Origin of the sequence: Burkholderia sp. Ac-20384 (assembly GCF_017104605.1) — a bacterium.
In the GTDB taxonomy this organism is placed as follows: domain Bacteria; phylum Pseudomonadota; class Gammaproteobacteria; order Burkholderiales; family Burkholderiaceae; genus Burkholderia; species Burkholderia lata.
The window spans coordinates 1-21,653 of record NZ_JAAGPE010000173.1 but is presented as its reverse complement, the minus strand read 5'-3'; the positions used below and the strand labels follow the sequence as shown (position 1 = coordinate 21,653).

Genomic DNA, 21,653 nt, shown 5'->3' with positions numbered 1-21,653 from the left:
TCGACCGCGTCGAGCGCGCCGGCGCCCATCGCCTCGAACACGCGCCATGCATTCGCGCCGATGCAGCTCGTCACGATCAGGATCGCGCACGGTCGTTCGGATCGCATGATCCGCCGCGTTGCTTCGATCCCGTCGAATTTCGGCATGATCAGGTCCATCAGCACGACATCGGGCGGCTGCGCGGCGCACAGCTCGACGGCTTGCGCGCCGTCGGTCGCGACCCACAGCACGCGGTGCTCGGGCCGGCGCGCGATCGCGCGGCGCATCGCCTCGACGGCAAGCGGGAGGTCGTTGACGATGCCGATGTTCACAAGCGGAATTCTCCGGTCGGTTCGTAATGTTGGAGGTGGGCCGGGTTCATGGAAGGGGCTGCTTGTTCGGCGCCGCCGGGCGGCATCGGCGGCCGGACGGCACGGCATTCTTTTCGGTTGGCGACGCCCGCATGCTGTCATGCGGCGCGGGCGGCGGCAATCGAAAATTTTGCGCATGGTGCCGTTTCAGTGCGTTTCCTCTATGAAGGTGCGGCGTTTCAGGCTGGCAACGGGCACGGGCCGCCGAAGCGGACATGTTACCGTGCCGCCTTCGACAAAAAGAATGGCCGCCACGACACATGGGGTATGGAAAGAGAGATCGCGACATCAGCGCCACGTATTGCCGTAGCTATCTGGTGACGCTCGGAGCTGCGTTTGCGGGCGGCAGCGCGTTTTTCCTGTCTGCCGCGCGGGTGGGCAACTGGCCGGGGTGGGGCATCGGGCTGCTCGCGGCGCTGCTGGTCGGCGGCATGCTGCTGCTTGCCATCGGACTGTTCGGTTCCGAGCGGTTCGCGCGCCGTTGCGCCGAAACGGCGTCGGGGCACGAGGCCGCGCTCATCGTCATGGCGCTGGCCTATCCCGTGTATCTTCTGCTGCGCCTGGTGTACGGCAGGCGCCAGCACCGGCGAGTGTGCGACCGGCAGTGTCGCGCAGCACTTTTTCCAGCAGACGGAGAATCACGACAGATGGCTTTCACGGACGGCGCATGGCTGGCAGTCAGGTCGGGTGCGGGCAACCGCATGGCGAGCGCAAGGCACGCGCGATGACTGCGCCCGACACGATACTCGTCAGCCGCGACCCGTACGCGCCGATCGTGACCGAGCACGACGGCCGGTTGATGTACCGGATATACATCGAGAGCGGGCACGCGTCGTTCTACCGCGATTTTCCGGTCGATCCGGACGCGGTGCGCGTGCTGCGCGACGACGCCGAGCGCTTTTACTTCCTGTTCGCGGCGCTTCACCATCCGTACCAGCTGAGCGCAACGAACCTGTCCGACGCGGAACGCGAACGCACCTTTCGCACGATCCTGTTTGCGGGCCGCGACGAAGTCGAAGCCTTCATGACGGAACTCGACCGCGCCAGCAACGGCGCGGTCGCGAACCTGCTGAGGATCTTCACGCAAGCCGACTACCGGCAACTGCGCGCGGGCCGGTGGTTCGACATGGGTGCCGGGACACCGGCCGCGTAGCGCCCGCGCCGGCCCGTCATCCGCTTCAACGGGGGCGGGCGCGCCGTCAGTGGCTGCGCGCGTAGCCCTGGATCAGCGCGCGCATCATCCCTTCGACCGTCGCGTCGAGCAGGTCGGTTTCCTGCTCGGACTCCTCGACGAGCGCGGCATACGCGGTCGCGAGCGTCACGCGATCGACCTCATGGCGTTGCTCCATCAGCGTCACCATCCCGTCCTTCGCCAGATGAGCGGAGAACGCGCGGCTGCCGATGGTCTGGAATACGTCAATCATGGCGGCTCTCCTGTCCGTTGCCGATGTTTTCCAGTTTAGTCGGCGCACCGGGGCTTCGCCACGCGCGGCGGCCCGTCGCGCGCCGCCCCCGGGAGCGGGGACGCGCGTGCCGCGACCGGCAGGTTCGCACCGGCCGACCGTCCCCCAATTTCTCGGATGAAACACTGCCGACACATGGCCCGGGCACGGTATTCGTGCGCTTCAACGTTTACCCGAAGCAGCAAATTGTCGACTATTTATCGATAAAACCTCGTGTTAGATTGCGGCGTCCGAGCCCGGTCCAAACCGGGCAGGCGGCGCATTCCAGGGCGCCGCGCGTCCGTAACAAGGAGGAGCAATGCTGGTGCTGATTGGGGTGCCGATCGTCGTGATCGGCTTTGCGCTGCGCTTCAATGCGCTGCTGGTGGTCACGATCGCGGGGCTCGCGACGGGGCTGGCGGGCGGGCTGAATCTCGTCGACATCATCAGCGCGTTCGGCAAGGCGTTCACCGAAAACCGCTACATGGGGCTCATCTGGCTGACGCTGCCGGTGATCGCGCTGCTCGAGCGCAACGGGCTCAAGGAGCAGGCGAAGCGGATGATCTCGCGCGTGCAGGCGGCCACCACGGGCCGCGTGCTGATGCTGTACTTCGTGCTGCGCCAGGCGACGGCCGCGCTCGGCCTCACGTCGCTCGGCGGCCATGCGCAGATGGTGCGGCCGCTGATCGCGCCGATGGCAGAGGCTGCTGCCGTCAACCGGCACGGCGAGCTGCCCGAATCGGTGCGCCAGCAGATCCGCGCGCATGCATCGGGCGCCGACAACGTCGCCGTGTTCTTCGGCGAGGACATCTTCATCGCGATCCAGTCGATCCTGCTGATCAAGGGCTTTCTCGAGCAGAACGGGATCTCCATCGAGCCGCTGCACCTGTCGGTGTGGGCGATCCCGACCGCGATCGCCGCACTGCTGATCCACTGCACGCGCCTCGCGCTGCTCGACCGCCGGCTGGCGCGCGGCTTCGGCCTGCTGCCGCAGGAGGGCGCGCGATGATCGGCCTCGAATCGCTGTACACGCTCGCGGGGCTGATGTTCGCCGCGTTCGCGTTCTTCAACCTGACCGACCGCACGAACCCGCGCCGCATCGTCAATTTCGCGTTCTGGGCGATCTACGCGGTCACGTTCCTGCTCGGCGGGTTGCTGCCGCATTTCGTGACGGGCTGCTTCGCGATCGCGCTCGCGGTGATCGCCGGCTCGGGCAAGCTCGGGCGCGGCAAGTCCGACGAAGCCGGGGAAGCCGCGGCCGTGCGGCGCGAAACGCTCGCGCAGCGTTTCGGCAACAAGCTGTTCCTGCCCGCGCTGCTGATCCCGGTCGTCACGCTGATCGGCACGTTCGCGTTGAAGCTGGTGCCGTTCGTCGACCAGAAGAGCGTGACGCTGATCTCGCTCGTGCTCGGCACGCTCGTCGCGTTCGCCGTCGCGCTCGCGATGCTGCGCGATTCGCCCGTGCATGCGGTGAAGGAGGCTCGCCACACGATGGACGCGGTCGGCTGGGCCGCGATCCTGCCGCAGATGCTCGCAGCGCTCGGCGCGCTGTTCGCGGTCGCGGGCGTCGGCGGCGTGGTGTCGGGGCTCGTGAAGGAGTGGGTGCCGATCGATTCGGCGTTCGCGGTGGTCGCGGCCTACACGGTCGGCATGGCGCTGTTCACGATGATCATGGGCAACGGCTTCGCCGCGTTCCCCGTGATGACGGCCGGCATCGGCCTGCCGCTGATCGTCCACCAGTTCCACGGCAACCCGGCGATCATGGGCGCGATCGGGATGCTGAGCGGCTTCTGCGGTACGCTGATGACGCCGATGGCCGCGAACTTCAACATCGTGCCCGCGGCGCTGCTCGAATTGAAGGACAAGAATGGCGTGATCAAGGCGCAGTGGCCGACAGCCGTGCTGCTGCTCGCCGTGAACACGCTGCTGATGTATGCGTTCGTATTCCGCTTCTGACTCGATGGACGAGATGCCCATGACCGACCGACTCACGCCCGAACTCGCCTCGAAATTCGCGTCGCTCGCGCTCGCGCACCTGACCCGCGAATATCCGAACAAGCTCACGCATTCGCTCGAAGGTCCGCACGACGTGCAGGGGCCGCGCGCACTTCACCCGATCTTCTACGGCAGCTACGACTGGCACTCGTGCGTGCACGGCTACTGGCTCGTGCTGCGCGTGCTCGAACGCTACCCGGCATTGCCGGAGGCCGAACGCATCGTCGCGATCGTCGATGCGCACTTCACCGAGGCGAACGTCGCCGGCGAGCGCGCGTATCTCGCGCTGCCGCACAACGCCGGCTTCGAGCGGCCGTACGGCTGGGCGTGGCTGCTCGCGCTGTCGGCGCAACTGGAGCGGCTCGCGCTGAAGGGGGCGATGCCGCAGGCCGCGCGCTGGGCGAAGACGATGGCGCCGCTGACCGACCTGTTCGTGTCGCGCTTCGAGACCTTCCTGCCGAAAGCGACCTATCCGCTGCGGGTCGGCACGCACTTCAACACCGCGTTCGCGCTCGCGCTCACGCTCGATTTCGCACGCGATACGCAGCGCGACGGGCTCGCGGCGCTGATCGTCGATACCGCGAAGCGCTGGCACCTGAACGATGTCGCGTGCCAGGCGTGGGAGCCGTCGGGCGACGAATTCCTGTCGCCCGCGCTGATGGAGGCGGAGCTGATGCGGCGCGTGCTGCCGGCCGCCGAATTCGACGGCTGGTTCGCACGCTTCCTGCCCGATCTCGCGCGCGGCGAACCGGCGACGCTGTTCGAGCCGGCGACGGTCAGCGATCGCAGCGACGGCAAGATCGCGCACCTCGACGGGCTGAACCTGAGCCGTGCGTGGTGCCAGCGCGCGCTCGCCGGCGCACTGCCGGAAGGCGATGCGCGCCGCGCGAAGCTGCTGGAGGCGGCCGACCGGCATCTTGCGAGCGCACTCGCGCACGTGGCCGGCGACTACATGGGCGAGCACTGGCTCGCGACGTTCGCGTTGCTCGCGCTGGAGGCGTAGCGCGCGGGAAGGGGGCTGCCCCGCGGTTCAGGCCCGGGGCCGCACGATCGCGTCGCGGCCCGGGGCCTGCAGCGACACGTCAAGCTTGTCCAGCATCTGCCGCCAGCCGATCGATACGCCCTTCGGCGCGAGTTCGGACGGCACGCGCTCGTGCGTCAGCACGAGCTCGCACAGGCCGTCGCGGTCGAACAGATCGACCGTGACGAGCGTTTCCTGCTGGTTCATGTACGAGGACTGCCACGTGAATACCAGCTTCGACGGGCGGTCCAGCACCCGGTATTCGCCGGAGTGCGCGTATTCGATGCGCGACGAGCGCATGAAGATGTGAAAGCGTCCGCCGACGCGCGGTTCCAGCATCGCGTCGCAATGCTTCATCGTGCCGGGCAGCATCCACGCGCACAGGCCCTCCGCGTCGAGCCACGCGTCGAATACCTCGTCGCGCGACGCATGGAGCAGCTTGCGGACCGTGATCGCATGACTGCTCATGACCGGGGCGGCTTCTGTTTGCGCTTGGCAGCGAGATGCCGGTCGAGCGCGTCAAGCCGCTCGCTCCAGAACGCCGTGTAATGGTCGAGCCAGCGCTGTACTTCCTCGAGATTCGCGGCGTCGAGCTGGCACGTGTGCTCGCGCCCCCGGATTTCGCGGCGGATCAGCCCGGCTTTCTCGAGCGTCTTGACGTGCTTGGAGATCGCATTGAGGCTCACGTCGTAGGGCGCCGCCAGCTCGCCCACAGTCAGGCTGCCGTCGCGCAGCCGTCCGAGTATCGACCGCCGGGTCGGATCGGCAAGCGCGCTGAAGATGGCGTCCAGCCTGTCGGGCGAACGATCGTGTGGATTCATGGAGAGACTCATGGCGGAATTATATTCAACCGCAAGGTTGACAATCAACCTTTGGGTTGAATAACATCGGATCGCCTTCAACCGGAGAATTCCGATGTTCAAGTTATTGCAGATCGATTCGAGCCCGATGGGCGATGCGTCCATTTCGCGTCGACTGACGCAGGAGTATGCGCGCAACTGGCTGCATGCGCATCCCGACGGGCGGGTCGTGGAGCGTGATCTGTGTCGCATTGCGATGCCGCCGATCGACGCGGCGTGGATCGCGGCGAACTTCACGCCGCCGGACAGGCGGACCGCGCAGCAGAACGAGATGCTGGCTTTGTCGACGACGTTCACGACCGAGTTGCGCGATGCCGACGAATACGTGATCGGCGTGCCGATGCACAACTGGGGGCCGTCCGCGAATTTCAAGCTCTGGCTGGACCACATCGTCAGGCAGGGGGAGACCGTTGAAACGACGCCGTCCGGGCCGCGCGGGTTGCTCGGCGGGCGACGCGCGACCTTCGTGATCGCGGCGGGATGGCGGTACGGGCCGGATGCGGAGCGGGCGCAACGCAACTTCCTCGAACCCTGGCTGCGGACGCTGTTCGGTTTTCTGGGCGTCGAGGACATGCGTTTCGTGATGGCGGACGGTGCGGCGGACGTGTTCACCGGCAAGGCCGATAGCGCGGTGTTTCTCGCGCCTCACGTCGACGCGGTGCGCGCGTTGTTCGCCTAGGTTGAACGGCATCTCGCGGATGCGCGCTCACGTGGCCTGCGACTGGATGGGCGGGCGCTGGCTTGTTGTGACGTTCGCATTGCTCGCGCTGGACGCGTCGCGCGCGAAACCCCGCCGGCGGCAAGGTCTTCGGGGCGCGGCTATACTCGTCGCTCGGGTTGCATCGCGCCGCATGCGTTGCGCGATGCGGCCATCCGTTTCCTTGCCGCCTCGCCATGGACAAGCTTATTTCCTACGTCGCCGCGATCCACGGACTCTCGGGCCCGGTGTCGATCGTGTCGCACACGACGTCGCACGACCGCTGGACTGACGACGACGTCGAGGTCACGCGCGACGAAACCGAATACCGCTTCGACAACGGCGCGATCGTGCGCCGCTCGGTCGAGCAGGACCGCGCGCCGTCCGATCTGCTGTGCGCGGAATGCTGGATCGACTACGACGTGCTCCGCCATCCGGATGCGCAACCGATCGGCCCGACGCGGATAACGTTCGACAACGCATGCCGCGAGACTTTCTGGCTGCGTTTGCGTGACTGCGTGACTGCGTGACTGCGTGACTGCGTGACTGCGTGACTGCGTGACTGCATGACTGCGTGACTGCGTGACTGCGTGACCGCATGACCGCATGACCGCATGACCGCATGACCGCGCGCAGCCGCGTCAACCCTGCGTCACGCCCTCCGCCGCATGCAGCAGCGGCGCCAACCGCACGGCCGCGTCCCGCATCTTCGGCACGTTCTCCAGCAAGTCGTTGAGCGTCGCGCGCGCGGTCGGCGCATGCACGGCGAGCGCCGCGAGCACGCGGCCGCTTGCCGCATCCTTCACCGGCACGGCAACCGCCACCATCCCGCGCACGAATTCCTCGTTGTCGATCCCGACGCCGCGCGCGGCGAGCCGGTCGAGCTCGGCCGCGAGCAACTGCGCATCGGTCAGCGTCCGGTAGGTCATCTTCTTCAGCGTGAGCCGCGCGAGCATCGCGTTGCGCTCCAGCGCATTCATCTGCGACAGGAACAGCTTGCCGCTCGCCGTGCAATGCAGCGGCACGCGCATGCCGGGCCGCATTTCGAGCCGCAACGGCTCGGTCGTCTCGACGCGTTCGACGTACAGCACCGTGTCGCCATCGAGCGCGGTGAGGTTGCAGGTTTCGCCGAGCACGTCGACGAGCGCACGCAGCACCGACCGGCAGCCGCGCGTGAACGTGTTGTTCGACAGGGCCGCGAGCGCGAACTGCGCGGCGCGCGGGCCGAGCGCGATGCCGCGGTCGTGGCCACGCGAGTCGGGCATGTGGATCACGTAGCCGCGCGTTTCGAGCGATTCGATCAGCCGCAGCAGCGTCGCCTTCGGAATGTGCAGCCGCGTGGCGAGCTGCGACAGCGTGACCGGCTGGCCGGCCGACGCGAGCGCTTCGAGCACCGCGAGGGCGCGCAGGACGCGCGCATCGTCGGCGGGCGCGCCATCGGGCGGCGCGGGGGCGGTTTCGCGCATGTGTCTCCTCCGTCGGGATCGGCGTGCGTCCCGGGATGGTGTGTGCGATGGAAATGAAACGAATTGAACGGTTTTTGTACCACATTCGCGGCGTGGACAATAAATCGGCTTGTACGCGTTCCGTGTGCTCAATAAATTTGGACGAAACATACCGGATTTTTCCAATACCCCGGAACGGAGACACGGAATGACACGCAGCTTCGACTATGTCGTGGTCGGCGCGGGATCGGCCGGTTGCGTCCTCGCCAACCGGCTGTCCGACGGCGGCCGCCATACGGTGTGCCTGCTGGAAGCCGGCCCCGCCGACAACTACATGTGGATCCACGTGCCGATCGGCTATGGCAAGACGATGTTCCACCCCGTGTACAACTGGGGCTTCCACACCGATCCCGATCCGAACATGCACAACCGCCGCCTGTACTGGCCGCGCGGCCGCACGCTCGGCGGCTGCAGCTCGATCAACGGGCTGATCTACGTGCGCGGGCAGCAGCAGGATTACGACCACTGGGCCGCGCTCGGCAATCGCGGCTGGAGCTGGCGCGAGTGCCTGCCGTATTTCCGCAAGCTCGAACACAACACGCTCGGAGAAGGGCCGACACGCGGCACCGGCGGCCCGCTGTGGGCGTCGGCGATCCGGCAGCGGCACGAACTCGTCGATGCGTTCTTGGCCGCGTCGAACCGGCTCGGCGTGCGCACGGTTGACGATTTCAACACGGGGGACCAGGAAGGCGTGGGCTACTACCAGCTCACCACGCGCAACGGGCTGCGTTGCTCGACGGCGGTGGCCTACCTGAAGCCCGCGCGCGGGCGCCCGAACCTGCATGTCGAAACCGATGCGCAGGCGCTGAAGGTGCTGTTCGACGGCGCGCAGGCGTCCGGCGTGCGTTACGTCCAGCATGGCAAGGTTCACGAGGTGCGTGCGTTGCGCGAGGTGATTCTCGCGGCCGGCGCGCTGCAGTCGCCGCAACTGCTGCAAGTGTCGGGCGTCGGGCCGGCCGCGCTGCTGGACCGGCACGGGATTCCGGTCGTCGCCGATCGCGCGGGCGTCGGCGAGAACCTGCAGGACCATCTGCAGATTCGTCTGATCTACGAAGTGACGAAGCCGATCACGACCAACGACGAACTGCATTCGTGGGTCGGCCGCGCGAAGATGGGGCTGCAATGGGCGCTGTTCCGCGGCGGCCCGCTCGCGATCGGCATCAACCAGGGCGGGATGTTCTGCCGTGCGCTGCCGGACGAATCGGCGACGCCCGACATCCAGTTCCATTTCTCGACGCTGTCGGCCGATTCGGCGGGCGGCAGCGTGCATCCGTTTCCCGGCTGCACGTATTCGATCTGCCAGCTGCGGCCCGAATCGCGCGGCTCCGTGCGCATCCGCACCGACGATGCGCGCGACGCGCCGTCGATCCAGCCGAACTATCTCGACACCGAGCGCGACCGCCGCACGACCGTGGCCGGCGTGCGCTTCGCGCGACGCGTCGCGGCCACCGAGCCGATGGCGCCGCTGATGAAGCGCGAGGTGCGGCCGGGCGCGGACGCGCAAACTGACGACGAACTGCTCGAGTTCTGCCGGGAATACGGACAGACGATCTTTCATCCGTCCGGCACCGCGAAAATGGGCGTCGCGAGCGATCCGCTCGCGGTCGTCGACGAGCGGCTGCGCGTGTATGGCACGCGCGGGTTGCGCGTGGTCGACTGCTCGATCATGCCGACCCTCGTATCGGGCAATACCAACGTGCCGATCGTGATGGTCGCCGAGAAGGCGTCCGACATGATCCTCGAGGACGCGCGCGCGGCCGATCGCGGCCACAGCGTCGCGCCGGCCGCCGAGGCGCTCGCGTAGGGCGTCGCCACGCATCACCCGCGTGGCCCGTGCTCCTGCGCCCGGACGGCCGCCGCGCGTTCATCGATGCCCCCGCCGGCAAGGCGCCGGGGCAGGTTGCGGCGCATCCTTACCTGGAGAAGCTCGCATGGCAATCGATTCCCGGGTCGTCCGACGCGTGGCCGCGGCCAGCGTGATCGGCGCGACCGTCGAGTGGTACGACTTTTTCCTGTACGGCGTGGTCGCCGGCATCGTGTTCGACAAGCAGTACTTTCCGTCCGGCGACGCGTTCGTATCGACGATGCTCGCGTATGCGACGTTCGCGGTCGGCTTCGTCACGCGGCCGCTCGGCGGCTTGCTGTTCGGCCATCTCGGCGACCGCGTCGGGCGCAAGTCCGCGCTGATCCTGACGATGCTGATCATGGGCGTGTCAACGGCCGGCGTCGCATTCCTGCCGACCTACGCGCAGATCGGCATGTGGGCGCCGGTGTTGCTGCTGACGCTGCGCGTGCTGCAGGGCATCGGCCTCGGCGGCGAGTGGGGCGGCGCGGTGCTGATGGCCTACGAGTACGCGCCGCCGCACCGGCGCGGGCTGTATGCGAGCCTGCCGCAGATCGGGCTCGCGATCGGGCTGTGCCTCGCGGCCGGCGTGGTCGCGGCGCTGTCGCGTGCGCTGCCGGACGCCGCGTTCCTCGCATGGGGCTGGCGCGTCGCGTTCGCGGCGTCGCTGCTGCTGGTCGCGGTCGGCTTCTACATCCGCACGCGCGTGGCCGATACGCCCGAGTTCGTCGCGCTCAAGCGCCAGCGGCGCGACACGAAGCTGCCGGTCGTCGAGCTGCTCGCCAACTATCGTCAGGCGATCCTGCTCGGAATGGGCGCACGCTATATCGACGGCGTGTTCTTCAACGTGTTCGCGGTGTTCTCGATCGGCTACATGACGCGCAACCTGTCGATCTCGCGCGGCGACGCGCTGCTCGGCGTGATGAGCGCGGCGGTCGTGATGTGCGTGTTCATCCCCGTGTTCGGCAGCCTGTCGGACCGGCTCGGCCGTGCACGCGTGTACCGGTGGGGTGCGACGCTGTGCGGGCTGTCGGTGCTGCCCGCGTTCTGGCTGCTGCAGACGCAATCGACGAACCTGCTCGCCGTGTGGCTCGCGCTGGTGATCCCGTTCGGGATCTTCTACGCGATGGCGTACGGGCCGGAAGCCGCGCTGTTCGCGGAGCTGTTCGACGCGAACGTGCGTTACACGGGCATCTCGTTCGTCTACCAGGTGTCGGGCATCTTCGCGAGCGGCCTCACGCCGATCGTCGCGACCGCGTTGCTGCGCGTGAACGGCGGGGCGCCTTGGCTTGTCGGGGTTTACGTGATGTTGTCTGCACTCCTGTCGATCGTGTCCGTGCGAGCGATCGAGAAACGCGGCGGCGTGGACGGCATCGTGGTGCGCGCGATGTGACGGCGGGCGGGATGGATGGGGCGGGGCGCGGCGTGGGGTCGTATCGGCGGCGTGGTCTTTCGGTGGTGTCATACCTGTGCCGCCGACCGACGCCGTCTGCCGGTCGTGCGCTGTCGCCCGCGGTTCGGTGTCCCGGTCGTCCGGTCGCGTCGTGCCCACGCCGCTGACCCTTGCCGTTCGACTCCGTCTGCCGTCCGCCCGATGTTGCCCGCCGTTCAGCGTCCCGATCGCCCGGTGGCGTCGCGCCCACGCCGCCGATCCTGTTTGACCGAGGGCGCCCACCTGTCGCCGGCTGTTACCAGCCGTTCGGCGCCCCCACACGCTGGTCCAAGCGAATCCGGTCCACTGGCCCTACCTGCGAAAAATCGGCCTGCCTACACTTTCCTCGACAGATCGCCGCATTGAAGCATCTGCACACGATCGACCCGAAGAGAACGATCAGGAGACAGGCATGACCAACAGGCAGTCGGCAGCATTCGCCCGTGCGGCGAGCGTGCGCCTCGCATCAGTCAGTCGAATCGCCTCGCGCGCCCGTTGCGGCGCGGCAGGCAAGCCCGCGTCGGAGGTCTGAGCATGTCGACCCCTACCATCGAACGGTCCGCGAGCGGCTTTGCCGGCGGCCGGGCCAACGATACGCGTTACGACCCGACCTACGATCCGCTCGTGTCGCCGGGGCCCGGATGCGGCAAGCAGTACGCGCCGACCTACTGGGTCGCGACGGCCGGCACCCCGCCGCCCGACGACGGCCCCGTCACGCGCGATCTCGATGTCGACGTCGCGATCATCGGCGGCGGCTACACGGGCCTCGCCACCGCGCTGTGCCTCGCTCGGGACCACGGCATCAAGGCCGTCGTGCTCGAAGCCAACCGCACGAGCTGGGGCTGCAGCAGCCGCAACGGCGGGCAGGGGCAGAACGCATCCGGCCGGCTGTCGCGCTCGCAGTGGATCGAGCGCTGGGGCAAGGACGTCGCGCTGAAGATGCACGAAGAGATCCTCGAGGGCTTCGACAACTTCAAGTCGCTCGTGTCGGAAATCGACTGCGATCCGCAGCCGGGCGGCCATTTCCTGATCGCCCACCGGCCGCGCATCATGGCCAAGCTCGCGGCCGAAGCGAAGGTGTGGAAGGACGTGTTCGGCTATCCGTCCGAGCTGCTGAGCGCCGACACCTTCCGCCGCGAATTCATCAACGATCACGAGGCGGCCGGCGCGCTGCACGAGCCGGAAGGCATCGGCATCCATGCGCTGAAGCTCGCGTTCGGCTACCTGCGTCTCGCGCGCGAAGCCGGTGCGAAGGTGCATACGAGCAGCCCCGTGCTCGGCTTCGAGACGATCGACGGCGTGCACCACCTGCGCACGCCTGGCGGCGTCGTGCGGGCCCGCGCGGTCGGCATCGCGACCGGTGCGTACACGGCGCAGACGCTGCATCCGTCGCTGCGCAGCAAGGTGATGCCGATCCTGTCGAACTCGATGGTCACGCGCCCGCTCACCGACGCGGAGATCGACGCGTGCAATTTCCGCACGACTCAAGTGCTGACCGATACGCGCACGCTGCGCTTCTACTACCGTTTCCTGCCCGATCGCCGCTTGCAGATCGGTAGCCGCAGCGCGATCACCGGTGACGATGCGCCGAACCCGCGCCACTTCGACTTGCTGAAGGAAGGGATGGGGCGCAAGTTTCCCGCGCTGCGCGGCGTGGAGATCGATTATTCATGGTGGGGCTGGGTCGACGTCAGCCACGACATGATGCCGCGCGTGTGCCAGCCGGACCCGCGGCAGTCGGTGTACTACGCGCTCGGCTACGGCGGCAATGGTGTGTCGTATTCGCAGCAGGCCGGCCGCCGGCTGGCCGAGCAGATCGCGGGGAAGGGCGCACGCCAGACGCTGCCGATCTTCACGTCGCCGCTGCCAGGCCACCCGTTCGCGCCGTTCCGGCGTATCGGGCAACGGATGCTCTACCTGTCGTATTTCAGGAACGACGAAAAGCCCTGAACGTAGCGCATATCGCCCGGCGCGACGCAGTGCGCGCCGGGTCGTCCAACACAATAAAAGCAACAGAAATCCGTGCGGCCGGGGCTGCAGGCGCCCCTGCACGCGCCGTCGCCGGCGGCGCCCGCGCTCACCCGACGGTGGCGTACGGGCGGCGTCCGGACAACTGGATATGGAGAAGACATGCAACCCTCGAATCAGAGTGACCTGAAGTGTGGACTCAAGCAGCGCCACATGACGATGATCGCGCTTGGCGGCGTGATCGGTGCCGGGCTGTTCGTCGGCAGCGGCGTGGTGATTCAGCAGACCGGGCCGGCGGCGATCCTGTCGTTCCTGATCACCGGCGGGCTCGTCGTGCTCGTGATGCGGATGCTCGGCGAGATGGCCTGCGCGATGCCGGCCGTCGGTTCGTTCTACGAATACGCGCGGCTCGCGTTCGGCAACTGGCGCGGCCCCGGCAAGATGGCGGGCTTCCTGACCGGCTGGATGTACTGGTATTTCTGGGTGATCGTCGTCGCGCTCGAAGCGGTGGCCGGCGCCAAGCTGATCCAGTTCTGGCTGCCGGATACCCCCGCGTGGATCATCAGCCTGGCGCTGCTGGTCGTGCTGACGCTCACGAACCTGATCTCGGTCGGCAGCTACGGCGAGTTCGAATTCTGGTTCTCGTCGATCAAGGTCGGCGCGATCATCGTGTTCCTGTTCCTCGGCGGCCTCTACGTGCTCGGCCTGTGGCCCGCGTCGATGCACACGACGTCCGTGCTGCCGACGCTGCTCGGTCACGGCGGCTTCATGCCGCTCGGCATCGGGCCGGTGATGAGCGGGGCGGTCGCGGCGACCGGCTTCTACTTCGGCGCCGAGATCGTCACGATCGCGGCAGCCGAGGCCAAGGAACCGGCGAAGGCGGTTGCGAAAGCCACCAATTCGGTGATCACGCGTGTGCTGGTGTTCTACGTCGGCTCGGTGGCGCTCGTCGTCGCACTGGTGCCGTGGAATTCGCATCAGATGGCCACGCCGTACGTGAGCGCGCTCGAAGTGATGGGCCTGCCCGCTGCCGCCAACGTGATGAACGCGATCGTGCTGACGGCGGTGCTGTCCGCGCTCAACTCGGGCCTCTATGCGGCGTCGCGGATGCTGTTCGCGCTGACCCGTCATGGCGATGCGCCGGCCGCGCTCGCGAAGGTCAACAAGCGCGGCGTGCCGGTGCGCGCGATCCTGCTCGGCACGGTGTTCGGCTACGTGTCGGTCGTGATGTCGTACGTGTCGCCCGATACCGTGTTCGCGTTCCTCGTCAATTCGTACGGCACCGTCGCGCTGTTCGTGTACGTGCTGATCGCGTTCTCGCAACTGCGCCTGCGCAAGCGTCTCGACCCGGTGGCCGCCAGCAAGCTGCGCGTCAAGATGTGGGCGTATCCGTACCTCACCTGGGTCGCGATCATCGGCATGGTCGGCATCCTCGTCGCGATGGCATTCATCCCGGACCAGCGCAAGCCGCTGTGGCTCGGTGTCGCCAGCCTGGGCGTGCTGGTCGTCGCTTACGGGCTCACGCGCCGCAGCCGCCGCGAGCATCTCGACGACAGCGAACTGCTCGCCTATCCGCCGCGGTGATGCGTGTAATGCGCGGTAATGCATGACGCAGCAGGCCCGGCCCGCAAGCCGGGCCTTCGCGCATGCGGGTTCCGGCCCGAGCCGATGGATGGCCGGGGCAACTATCGGGCCGACCGATAGCACCGATCAGAGGATGCGACTTTATGTCGGCCGCGTGCCGGCATAGCATGGATGAACCGATTCACGGGTGCGCCCCGGCGGGCGCGCCCTCATCCGCGAATCCGCGAACGAGGACAGACGATGGAACATCGGGCACGCGAGCGGGACGAGCAGGCCGAGATCAAGACGACGACGTGCTACATGTGCGCGTGCCGCTGCGGCATCCGCGTGCACCTGCGCGACGGCGAGGTGCGCTACATCGACGGCAATCCCGCGCATCCGCTGAACCAGGGCGTCATCTGCGCGAAAGGTTCGTCGGGGATCATGAAGCAGTATTCGCCGGCGCGGCTCACGCAGCCGCTGATGCGCAAGCCGGGCGCCGAGCGTGGCGACGCGCAGTTCGAGCCGGTGTCGTGGGAGGTCGCGTTCGACGTGCTCGAAAAGCGCCTCGCGCACCTGCGCGCCACCGATCCGAAGCGCTTCGCGCTGTTCACCGGCCGCGACCAGATGCAGGCGCTCACCGGCCTGTTCGCGAAACAGTTCGGTACGCCGAACTATGCGGCGCATGGCGGGTTCTGCTCGGCGAACATGGCGGCCGGGATGATCTACACGATCGGCGGCTCGTTCTGGGAATTCGGCGGGCCCGATCTCGACAACGCGAAGCTGTTCTTCATGATCGGCACCGCGGAAGACCACCATTCGAATCCGCTGAAGATCGCGCTCGGCAAGTTCAAGCGCGCGGGCGGCCGCTTCATCGCGATCAATCCGGTGCGCACCGGCTACGCGGCGATTGCCGACGAATGGATTCCGATTCGCCCCGGCACCGACGGTGCACTGTTCATGGCGCTGATGCACGAGCTGATCGCGCGCAACGCGTTCGACCTCGAATTCGTGTCGCGCTTCACGAACGCGGCCGAGCTGGTCGACCAGCGCGACGGCGCCGACACGTTCGGGCTGTTCGTGCGCGACGCCGGCGCGCCGGAGGTCAATGCGCTGTATCCGCAGAACCGGATGTGGTGGGACACGAAGACGAACCGCGCGGTGCTGCATCACACGGAAGGCGCGGAGCCGGCGCTCGACGGCCGCTATACGCTCGACGACGGCACGCCCGTCGCGCCGTCGTTTACGCTGCTGCGCGAACAGGTGGCCGACTGCACGCCCGAATGGGCGGCCGACATCACCGGCATCGCGGCCGACACGATTCGCCGCCTGGCGCGCGAGATGGAGACGGTGGCGCGCGACCACGCGATCGAGCTGCCGGTGCGCTGGACCGATTCGTGGGGCAAGGAACACGAATCGGTGAAGGGCGTGCCGATCGCGTTCCATGCGATGCGCGGGCTGGCCGCGCATTCGAACGGCTTCCAGACGATCCGCGCGCTCGCCGTGCTGATGTCGCTGCTCGGCACGATCGACCGGCCAGGGGGCTTTCGGCACAAGGCGCCGTATCCGCGCGCGGTGCCGCCGTCGGCGAAACCGCCGAACGACCCGGCCCAGATCAGGCCGAACACGCCGCTCGCGACCGGCCCGCTCGGCTGGCCCGCGGGCCCCGAGGACCTGTTCGTCCATCCGGACGGCACGCCCGCGCGGCTCGACAAGGCGTTCTCGTGGGAATACCCGCTCGCGGTGCACGGGCTCATGCATTCGGTGATCACCAATGCGTGGCGCGGCGATCCCTATCCGATCGACACGCTGCTGATCTTCATGGCCAACATGGCGTGGAATTCGTCGATGAACACGACGGAAGTGCGCAAGATGCTGGTCGACAAGCGCGACGACGGCGAATACCGGATCCCGTTCCTCGTCGTGTGCGATGCGTTCGCGTCGGAGATGACGGCGTTCGCCGACCTGATCCTGCCCGACACAACCTACCTCGAACGGCATGACGTGATGTCGGTGCTCGACCGGCCGATTTCCGAATTCGACGGGCCGGTCGACTCGGTGCGCGTGCCCGTGGTGCCGCCGACCGGCGAATGCAAGCCGTTCCAGGAAGTGCTGATCGAGCTCGCGAGCCGGCTGAAGTTTCCGGCCTTCACGACCGCGGACGGGCAGCGCAAGTACCGCGACTATCCGGATTTCGTCATCAACTTCCAGACCGCGCCCGATTCGGGCACCGGCTTCCTGATCGGCTGGCGCGGCAAGGACGGCGACAAGGCCGTCGTCGGCGAGCCGAACCCCGACCAGTGGAAGCGCTATGCGGAGAACAACTGCGTGTACCACCATCGGCTGCCGGAACCGCTGCAATACATGCGCAACTGCAACGGCCCGTACATGCAGTGGGCGGTCGACAACGGGATGCGCAAGTTCGGCGTGCCGATCGTGATCCAGCTCTACTCGGACGTGATGCAGAAATTCCGGCTCGCCGCGCAGGGCCGCACGTCGGGCCGCCAGCCGCCCGACCATCTGCGCGAGCGCATCGCGCGCTATTTCGATCCGCTGCCGTTCTGGCATCGCTCGCTCGAAAGTGGGCTGACCGACGCGGGCCGCTATCCGCTCGCGGCGATCACGCAGCGGCCGATGGCGATGTACCACTCGTGGGATTCGCAGAACGCATGGCTGCGGCAGATCCACGGCGAGAACCACCTGTTCGTGAACCCGGTGACGGCCGCCGCGCAGCAGATCGAAGACGGCGCATGGATCTACGTCGAATCGCCGTGGGGCAAGGTGCGTTGCCGCGCGCGCTACAGCGAAGCGGTCGAGCCCGGCACCGTGTGGACCTGGAACGCGATCGGCAAGGCGGCCGGCGCGTGGAACCTCGGGCCGCAGGCGGGCGAGTCGCAGCGCGGCTTCCTGTTGAACCACGTGATCACCGACGAGTTGCCGGATGCGGCACGCGGCGGTGCGCGGATGTCGAACTCCGATCCGATAACGGGGCAGGCCGGCTGGTACGACGTGCAGGTGCGGATCTATCCGGCCGAAGCCGATGCGGCGACGACCTTGCCGCAGTTCGCGCCGATGCCGGCGCTGCCGGGCACGCCGCGCGTGCTGCAGCGCGTGCAGGCGTATTTCGCGGGAACCGGCGCATTCGCCGCGCGGCTGCGGCGCGCGACGTCGGCCGGCCCGAAGTCTGAAGATCGCTGATCGAAGGAGCACCACCATGACCCAGATGGCCCTCGTCATCGACCTGAACGTGTGCGTCGGCTGCCATGCCTGCGTGACGAGCTGCAAGGAATGGAACACGTCGGGCGAAGCCGGCAGTCTCGCGGATATGCGCCCGTACGACGACGATCCGTCCGGCACGTTCTTCAACCGCGTGCAGACCTATGAAGCGGGCGTGTTCCCGATGACCGACACGATCCACTTCCCGAAATCGTGCCTGCACTGCGAGGATCCGCCGTGCGTGCCCGTCTGTCCGACCGGTGCGAGCTACAAGCGCAAGTCGGACGGGATCGTGCTGGTCGACTACGACAAGTGCATCGGCTGCAAGTACTGCGCGTGGGCGTGCCCGTACGGCGCACGCGAGCTCGACGAAGGCCGCAAGGAGATGACGAAGTGCACGCTGTGCGCGGACCGCATCGACAACCAGGCGTTGCCCGAACGCGACCGGAAGCCGGCCTGCGTGCTCGCGTGCCCGACGTCGGCGCGGCTGTTCGGCGACGTGCACGATCCGGAGTCGGAGGTGTCGCGCGCGATCCGCGAACGCGGCGGCTATCAGCTGATGCCGGAATGGGACACGCGGCCGTCGAACCATTACCTGCCGCGCGTGAAGACCGAATCGTCGTGCGGGTGCGGGAGCAGCGGCGGGTGCGGCAGCGGGTCGAATGGCCGCGACGAGGACGCATCGTTCGAGGCCCGCGCGGCACGCGGCGACATCGATCTCGTGTCGCTCGCGACGCAGCGCTGAGCGCGAAGCCCTTCACTCATACGAACACACGGAGTCCCCATGCGCCCAGCCTTTTCGGTCGTTTTCCTCACCACGCTGTGCGGTGCCGCACAGGGCCTGCTGCTGACGCTCGTGATCGTCGAGGCGCTGGCGCGACTGGCCGGCGTCGACGTGGCCGCCGCGTTCTACGTGACGGGCGCCGCGCTGTCGGTGGCGCTCGGCGCACTCGGCCTGCTGGCGTCGTTCTTCCATCTCGGCCACCCCGAACGCGCATGGCGCGCGATCGCGATGTGGCGCACGTCGTGGCTGTCGCGCGAATGCATCGCGCTGCCGGTGTTTCTCGCGTGCGCGTTCGCGTATGGCGCGGCGCACCTGTTCGGCTGGCCCGGCACGTTGCTGATCGGCGCAGTGGGTGCGCTCGCGAGCGTCGCGCTGTTCGTGTGCACCGCGATGATCTATGCGTGCCTGCGCTTCCTGCAGGAATGGGCGAGCCCGCTGACGCTCGTGAACTTCGTGCTGCTCGGCTGCGCGTCGGGCTGCACGCTGGCGACGGCGTGCGCAGCGTGGCTCGCGCCTTCGCTGGTCGGCCGGCTCGCGGTGGCCGCCTGCGTGCTGACGCTCGCGGGTGGTGTGGCACGGCTCGCGTCGCTCGCACGCAATGCGCGGCTGCGGCCGAAGTCGACCGTGCAGAGCGCGACCGGGATCCGCAGCGACAAGGTCGAGCAGAAGTCGCGCGGCTTCACGGCCAGCGCGTTCAATACGCGGGAGTTCTTTCACGGGCAGGGCAACGGCACGCTGCGCGCGGTGAAGGCCGGCTTCCTGATCGGCGCATTCGCGGTGCCGTTCGTGCTGACGGGCGCGGGCGCGCTTGCGCTCTCGCCGACGTCGGTCGCGGCAACCGTCGCGCTTGGCGCGGCATTCGTGATCCAGTATGCGGGGCTGGTCGCGGAACGCTGGTTCTTCTTCGCGGATGCGCGGCATCCGCAGAACATCTACTACCAGCGCGCGTCATGACGTGGCGTGTGCGCCGCCACGCCGTGCGGGAACTAGAACGTTTCCGCGAGCGCGCGCGCCGCTTCCTGCAAACGCGGCACGTGGTCGAGGAGTCGCGACAGCGGCGCGCGCGACACGGGTGCATGCACGGCGACCGCGGCAATGCACGCGCCGTCGTCGCCGACGATCGGTGCCGCGATGCACACGATGCCCGCGACGAATTCCTCGTTGTCGATCGCGACGCCCTTGTGCGCGGTGCGGTCGAGTTCGGCTTGGAGCAGCTCGGGATCGGAGATCGTGTTCGGCGTGTAGCGCGGCAGCGCCAGTGCGTGCACCAGCGCGGCGCGTTCGTCGCGCGGCAGCAGCGCGAGCAGCAGCTTGCCGCTGGCGCTGCAATGCGCGGGCACGCGCGAGCCGGGTTTCAGGTCGAGCCGCAGCGGCCAGTCGGCCTCGACGCGGTCGAGATAGACGACTTCCGTGTCGTGCAGTGCGGTCAGGTTGCAGGTTTCGCCGAGATCGGCGACGAGCCGTTCGAGGATCGCGTGGCGCAGCCGGCGCGCGCCCGCATGCAGCATCACGCCGGTGCCGAGCCGGGCGAGTCGCGGGCCGATCGCGTACGCGTTCTTGCGGCCCGGCTCGCGGATCACGAGGCCGCCGGCTTCGAGCGACGCGAGCATCCGGTGCAGCGACGCCTTCGGGATATCGACTTCGCGCACGAGATCGGCGAGCGATACGGCATCGCCGGCCTGGACGAGATGTTCGAGCAGCGCGAAGGCGCGCAGCGTGGGCGTATCCGCGGGCAGCATGGCAGGCGTTCCGGAAACTGGATTGCGGCCATTGTACCGAACGGTTCGGCAGGCCGGCCGCGCGGGGCGGCGGGGCCGTTGAACCGGACCGTATTTTCAGCAACGGAACGAATCGTTCCGTAAACAAGACAGGCGCGGCGCGACGATCGACGCCTGCGCACGACGCAACGACAGGAGCGTAACGCAATGGATGGGGTAGCGAACAAGCCGGACTGCATGGTGTCGGTCCGCGAACGGTTCGGGTTCGATTCGGACCTGATGGTGCCCGCGTTCAGCACGCGCGACGATCACGTGCCCGATATCGACGACGCATACCGTTTCAACCCGGACGTCACGCTCGCGATCCTCGCCGGCTTCGCGTGCAACCGCCGTGTGCTCGTGCAGGGGATGCATGGCACCGGCAAGTCGACGCATATCGAGCAGGTCGCGGCACGGTTGAACTGGCCGTGCGTCCGGGTGAACCTCGACGGCCACATCAGCCGGCTCGATCTCGTCGGCAAGGATGCGATCGTCGTGCGCGACGACGTGCAGGTGACCGAGTTCCAGGAAGGGATCGTGCCGTGGGCGCTGCAGCGCCCGGTCGCGCTGATCTTCGACGAATACGATGCGGGGCGGCCCGACGTGATGTTCGTGATCCAGCGGATCCTCGAGCGCGACGGCAAGTTCACGCTGCTCGACCAGAACCGCGTGATCCATCCGCATCCGTCGTTCCGGCTGTTCGCGACCGCGAACACGGTCGGCCTCGGCAACCTGAACGGGCTCTACCACGGCACACAGATGCTCAACCACGCGCAGATGGACCGCTGGAACGTGGTCGCGACGCTCGACTACCTGCCGCGCGACGAGGAGATCGGCATCGTGCGCGCGCGCGTGCCGGAACTCGCGGATGAAGCCGGCCGCCCGCTGCTCGAATCGATGGTGAGCCTCGCGGAACTGACGCGCAACGGCTTCGCGACCGGCGACCTGTCGACGCTGATGTCGCCGCGCACGGTGATCAACTGGGCCGAGAACTGCCAGATCTTCCGCGATCCGGCGCTCGCGTTCCGGCTCACGTTCCTGAACAAGTGCGACGACGCCGAGCGGCCGGTCGTCGCCGAGTATTACCAGCGCTGTTTCGGCGAGGAGCTGGCGGTCGCGTCGCGTACCGGCGGCGTCGAGCCGGGAGCCGGGCGGTGAGCGCCGATCGTGACGCCGCGCGCCGCGCGTCGGCGCGCGAAGCGCTGGGTGCGTCGACGGTA

General features: G+C 67.8%; 21 protein-coding genes. 15 read left to right on the top strand and 6 right to left on the bottom strand.

Annotated elements, in window-relative coordinates; genetic code table 11:
- A partial coding sequence (locus G3O00_RS26655; RefSeq protein WP_206144809.1) for a response regulator occupies positions 1–311 on the bottom strand: 311 nt, incomplete at its 3' end.
- A 299-nt stretch (positions 312–610) separates the two neighbouring features.
- On the opposite strand from G3O00_RS26655, the gene G3O00_RS26650 reads away from it, so the two are divergent.
- Both G3O00_RS26650 and G3O00_RS26645 read left to right on the top strand, forming a co-directional pair.
- On the top strand, positions 611–1,078 hold the full coding sequence (locus tag G3O00_RS26650) for a hypothetical protein (protein ID WP_206144808.1): 468 nt from the start codon (positions 611–613) through the stop codon (positions 1,076–1,078).
- Positions 1,075–1,503 (top strand): hypothetical protein, encoded by a 429-nt coding sequence (locus G3O00_RS26645; protein WP_041493610.1) that lies wholly within the window; start codon positions 1,075–1,077, stop codon positions 1,501–1,503. Before G3O00_RS26650 ends, G3O00_RS26645 begins: the two co-directional genes overlap by 4 nt.
- Positions 1,504–1,549: 46 nt before the next feature.
- Here the strand turns inward: G3O00_RS26645 and G3O00_RS26640 are convergent, their stop codons facing one another.
- A complete protein-coding gene (locus tag G3O00_RS26640; RefSeq protein WP_011355611.1) occupies positions 1,550–1,774 on the bottom strand; it encodes a hypothetical protein in 225 nt (74 codons plus the stop codon).
- 337 nt (positions 1,775–2,111) lie between these two features.
- On the opposite strand from G3O00_RS26640, the gene G3O00_RS26635 reads away from it, so the two are divergent.
- Genes G3O00_RS26635 through G3O00_RS26625 form a run of 3 tightly spaced genes read left to right on the top strand, consistent with a single transcriptional unit; the run spans position 2,112 to position 4,790 of the window.
- On the top strand, positions 2,112–2,801 hold the full coding sequence (locus tag G3O00_RS26635; RefSeq protein ID WP_011355610.1) for a DUF969 domain-containing protein: 690 nt from the start codon (positions 2,112–2,114) through the stop codon (positions 2,799–2,801).
- Positions 2,798–3,748: a DUF979 domain-containing protein gene (locus G3O00_RS26630; RefSeq protein WP_206144807.1), complete on the top strand. Its 951-nt coding sequence runs from the start codon at positions 2,798–2,800 to the stop codon at positions 3,746–3,748. The genes G3O00_RS26635 and G3O00_RS26630 overlap by 4 nt, the downstream gene beginning before the upstream one ends.
- 19 nt (positions 3,749–3,767) lie before the next feature.
- Positions 3,768–4,790 carry a DUF2891 domain-containing protein gene (locus G3O00_RS26625; RefSeq protein ID WP_174930453.1) on the top strand — a complete coding sequence of 341 codons (1,023 nt, stop codon included), beginning with the start codon at positions 3,768–3,770 and terminating at the stop codon, positions 4,788–4,790.
- Positions 4,791–4,817: 27 nt separating this feature from the next.
- Here the strand turns inward: G3O00_RS26625 and G3O00_RS26620 are convergent, their stop codons facing one another.
- Both G3O00_RS26620 and G3O00_RS26615 read right to left on the bottom strand, forming a co-directional pair.
- A complete protein-coding gene (locus G3O00_RS26620; RefSeq protein WP_206144806.1) occupies positions 4,818–5,276 on the bottom strand; it encodes an SRPBCC domain-containing protein in 459 nt (152 codons plus the stop codon).
- A complete protein-coding gene (locus G3O00_RS26615; protein WP_206144805.1) occupies positions 5,273–5,629 on the bottom strand; it encodes a metalloregulator ArsR/SmtB family transcription factor in 357 nt (118 codons plus the stop codon). The genes G3O00_RS26620 and G3O00_RS26615 overlap by 4 nt, the downstream gene beginning before the upstream one ends.
- Positions 5,630–5,723: 94 nt before the next feature.
- On the opposite strand from G3O00_RS26615, the gene G3O00_RS26610 reads away from it, so the two are divergent.
- Entirely contained in the window at positions 5,724–6,347 is a 624-nt protein-coding gene (locus G3O00_RS26610) for an NAD(P)H-dependent oxidoreductase (protein ID WP_206144804.1), read from the top strand.
- A gap of 215 nt (positions 6,348–6,562) precedes the next feature.
- Positions 6,563–6,895 (top strand): hypothetical protein, encoded by a 333-nt coding sequence (locus G3O00_RS26605; RefSeq protein ID WP_206144803.1) that lies wholly within the window; start codon positions 6,563–6,565, stop codon positions 6,893–6,895.
- Positions 6,896–7,006: 111 nt separating this feature from the next.
- Here the strand turns inward: G3O00_RS26605 and G3O00_RS26600 are convergent, their stop codons facing one another.
- Complete coding sequence (locus tag G3O00_RS26600; RefSeq protein WP_206144802.1) at positions 7,007–7,831, bottom strand: IclR family transcriptional regulator; 825 nt, start codon at positions 7,829–7,831, stop codon at positions 7,007–7,009.
- Between the two features lie 187 nt (positions 7,832–8,018).
- Between G3O00_RS26600 and G3O00_RS26595 the strand changes: the two genes are divergently transcribed.
- The 7 genes from G3O00_RS26595 to G3O00_RS26565 all read left to right on the top strand — a co-directional run bounded on the left by G3O00_RS26595 (position 8,019) and on the right by G3O00_RS26565 (position 19,630).
- The gene (locus G3O00_RS26595) at positions 8,019–9,674 is read left to right on the top strand and encodes a choline dehydrogenase (RefSeq protein ID WP_206144801.1); all 1,656 of its coding nucleotides are present in this window, start codon (positions 8,019–8,021) and stop codon (positions 9,672–9,674) included.
- A 127-nt stretch (positions 9,675–9,801) separates the two neighbouring features.
- Complete coding sequence (locus tag G3O00_RS26590) at positions 9,802–11,106, top strand: MFS transporter (RefSeq protein WP_206144800.1); 1,305 nt, start codon at positions 9,802–9,804, stop codon at positions 11,104–11,106.
- 573 nt (positions 11,107–11,679) lie between these two features.
- Positions 11,680–13,095, top strand: a complete 1,416-nt coding sequence (locus G3O00_RS26585) for an FAD-binding oxidoreductase (RefSeq protein ID WP_206144799.1) — start codon at positions 11,680–11,682, stop codon at positions 13,093–13,095.
- Positions 13,096–13,275: 180 nt separating this feature from the next.
- Positions 13,276–14,697: an amino acid permease gene (locus G3O00_RS26580; protein ID WP_011355599.1), complete on the top strand. Its 1,422-nt coding sequence runs from the start codon at positions 13,276–13,278 to the stop codon at positions 14,695–14,697.
- A 240-nt stretch (positions 14,698–14,937) separates the two neighbouring features.
- Positions 14,938–17,874, top strand: coding sequence for a molybdopterin oxidoreductase family protein (locus G3O00_RS26575; protein WP_206144798.1), 2,937 nt, complete (start codon positions 14,938–14,940; stop codon positions 17,872–17,874).
- Between the two features lie 16 nt (positions 17,875–17,890).
- Positions 17,891–18,637 (top strand): 4Fe-4S dicluster domain-containing protein, encoded by a 747-nt coding sequence (locus G3O00_RS26570; protein ID WP_011355597.1) that lies wholly within the window; start codon positions 17,891–17,893, stop codon positions 18,635–18,637.
- A 39-nt stretch (positions 18,638–18,676) separates the two neighbouring features.
- The gene (locus G3O00_RS26565; protein ID WP_206144797.1) at positions 18,677–19,630 is read left to right on the top strand and encodes a DmsC/YnfH family molybdoenzyme membrane anchor subunit; all 954 of its coding nucleotides are present in this window, start codon (positions 18,677–18,679) and stop codon (positions 19,628–19,630) included.
- A gap of 32 nt (positions 19,631–19,662) precedes the next feature.
- Here G3O00_RS26565 and G3O00_RS26560 read toward each other — a convergent pair whose 3' ends face one another.
- Positions 19,663–20,415: an IclR family transcriptional regulator gene (locus tag G3O00_RS26560; protein WP_206144796.1), complete on the bottom strand. Its 753-nt coding sequence runs from the start codon at positions 20,413–20,415 to the stop codon at positions 19,663–19,665.
- A gap of 186 nt (positions 20,416–20,601) precedes the next feature.
- Here G3O00_RS26560 and G3O00_RS26555 point away from each other — a divergent pair, with 186 nt between their 5' ends.
- A complete protein-coding gene (locus tag G3O00_RS26555) occupies positions 20,602–21,591 on the top strand; it encodes an AAA family ATPase (RefSeq protein ID WP_206144795.1) in 990 nt (329 codons plus the stop codon).
- Positions 21,592–21,653: the final 62 nt, after the last annotated feature.

Excerpts from the sequence above, each read along its gene's own strand:
- G3O00_RS26650 (WP_206144808.1), top strand. The coding sequence starts at position 611 with ATGGGGTATGGAAAGAGAGATCGCGACATCAGCGCCACGTATTGCCGT.
- G3O00_RS26645 (WP_041493610.1), top strand. The coding sequence starts at position 1,075 with ATGACTGCGCCCGACACGATACTCGTCAGCCGCGACCCGTACGCGCCG.
- G3O00_RS26640 (WP_011355611.1), bottom strand. The coding sequence starts at position 1,774 with ATGATTGACGTATTCCAGACCATCGGCAGCCGCGCGTTCTCCGCTCAT.
- G3O00_RS26635 (WP_011355610.1), top strand. The coding sequence starts at position 2,112 with ATGCTGGTGCTGATTGGGGTGCCGATCGTCGTGATCGGCTTTGCGCTG.
- G3O00_RS26630 (WP_206144807.1), top strand. The coding sequence starts at position 2,798 with ATGATCGGCCTCGAATCGCTGTACACGCTCGCGGGGCTGATGTTCGCC.
- G3O00_RS26625 (WP_174930453.1), top strand. The coding sequence starts at position 3,768 with ATGACCGACCGACTCACGCCCGAACTCGCCTCGAAATTCGCGTCGCTC.
- G3O00_RS26620 (WP_206144806.1), bottom strand. The coding sequence starts at position 5,276 with ATGAGCAGTCATGCGATCACGGTCCGCAAGCTGCTCCATGCGTCGCGC.
- G3O00_RS26615 (WP_206144805.1), bottom strand. The coding sequence starts at position 5,629 with ATGAATCCACACGATCGTTCGCCCGACAGGCTGGACGCCATCTTCAGC.
- G3O00_RS26610 (WP_206144804.1), top strand. The coding sequence starts at position 5,724 with ATGTTCAAGTTATTGCAGATCGATTCGAGCCCGATGGGCGATGCGTCC.
- G3O00_RS26605 (WP_206144803.1), top strand. The coding sequence starts at position 6,563 with ATGGACAAGCTTATTTCCTACGTCGCCGCGATCCACGGACTCTCGGGC.
- G3O00_RS26600 (WP_206144802.1), bottom strand. The coding sequence starts at position 7,831 with ATGCGCGAAACCGCCCCCGCGCCGCCCGATGGCGCGCCCGCCGACGAT.
- G3O00_RS26595 (WP_206144801.1), top strand. The coding sequence starts at position 8,019 with ATGACACGCAGCTTCGACTATGTCGTGGTCGGCGCGGGATCGGCCGGT.
- G3O00_RS26590 (WP_206144800.1), top strand. The coding sequence starts at position 9,802 with ATGGCAATCGATTCCCGGGTCGTCCGACGCGTGGCCGCGGCCAGCGTG.
- G3O00_RS26585 (WP_206144799.1), top strand. The coding sequence starts at position 11,680 with ATGTCGACCCCTACCATCGAACGGTCCGCGAGCGGCTTTGCCGGCGGC.
- G3O00_RS26580 (WP_011355599.1), top strand. The coding sequence starts at position 13,276 with ATGCAACCCTCGAATCAGAGTGACCTGAAGTGTGGACTCAAGCAGCGC.
- G3O00_RS26575 (WP_206144798.1), top strand. The coding sequence starts at position 14,938 with ATGGAACATCGGGCACGCGAGCGGGACGAGCAGGCCGAGATCAAGACG.
- G3O00_RS26570 (WP_011355597.1), top strand. The coding sequence starts at position 17,891 with ATGACCCAGATGGCCCTCGTCATCGACCTGAACGTGTGCGTCGGCTGC.
- G3O00_RS26565 (WP_206144797.1), top strand. The coding sequence starts at position 18,677 with ATGCGCCCAGCCTTTTCGGTCGTTTTCCTCACCACGCTGTGCGGTGCC.
- G3O00_RS26560 (WP_206144796.1), bottom strand. The coding sequence starts at position 20,415 with ATGCTGCCCGCGGATACGCCCACGCTGCGCGCCTTCGCGCTGCTCGAA.
- G3O00_RS26555 (WP_206144795.1), top strand. The coding sequence starts at position 20,602 with ATGGATGGGGTAGCGAACAAGCCGGACTGCATGGTGTCGGTCCGCGAA.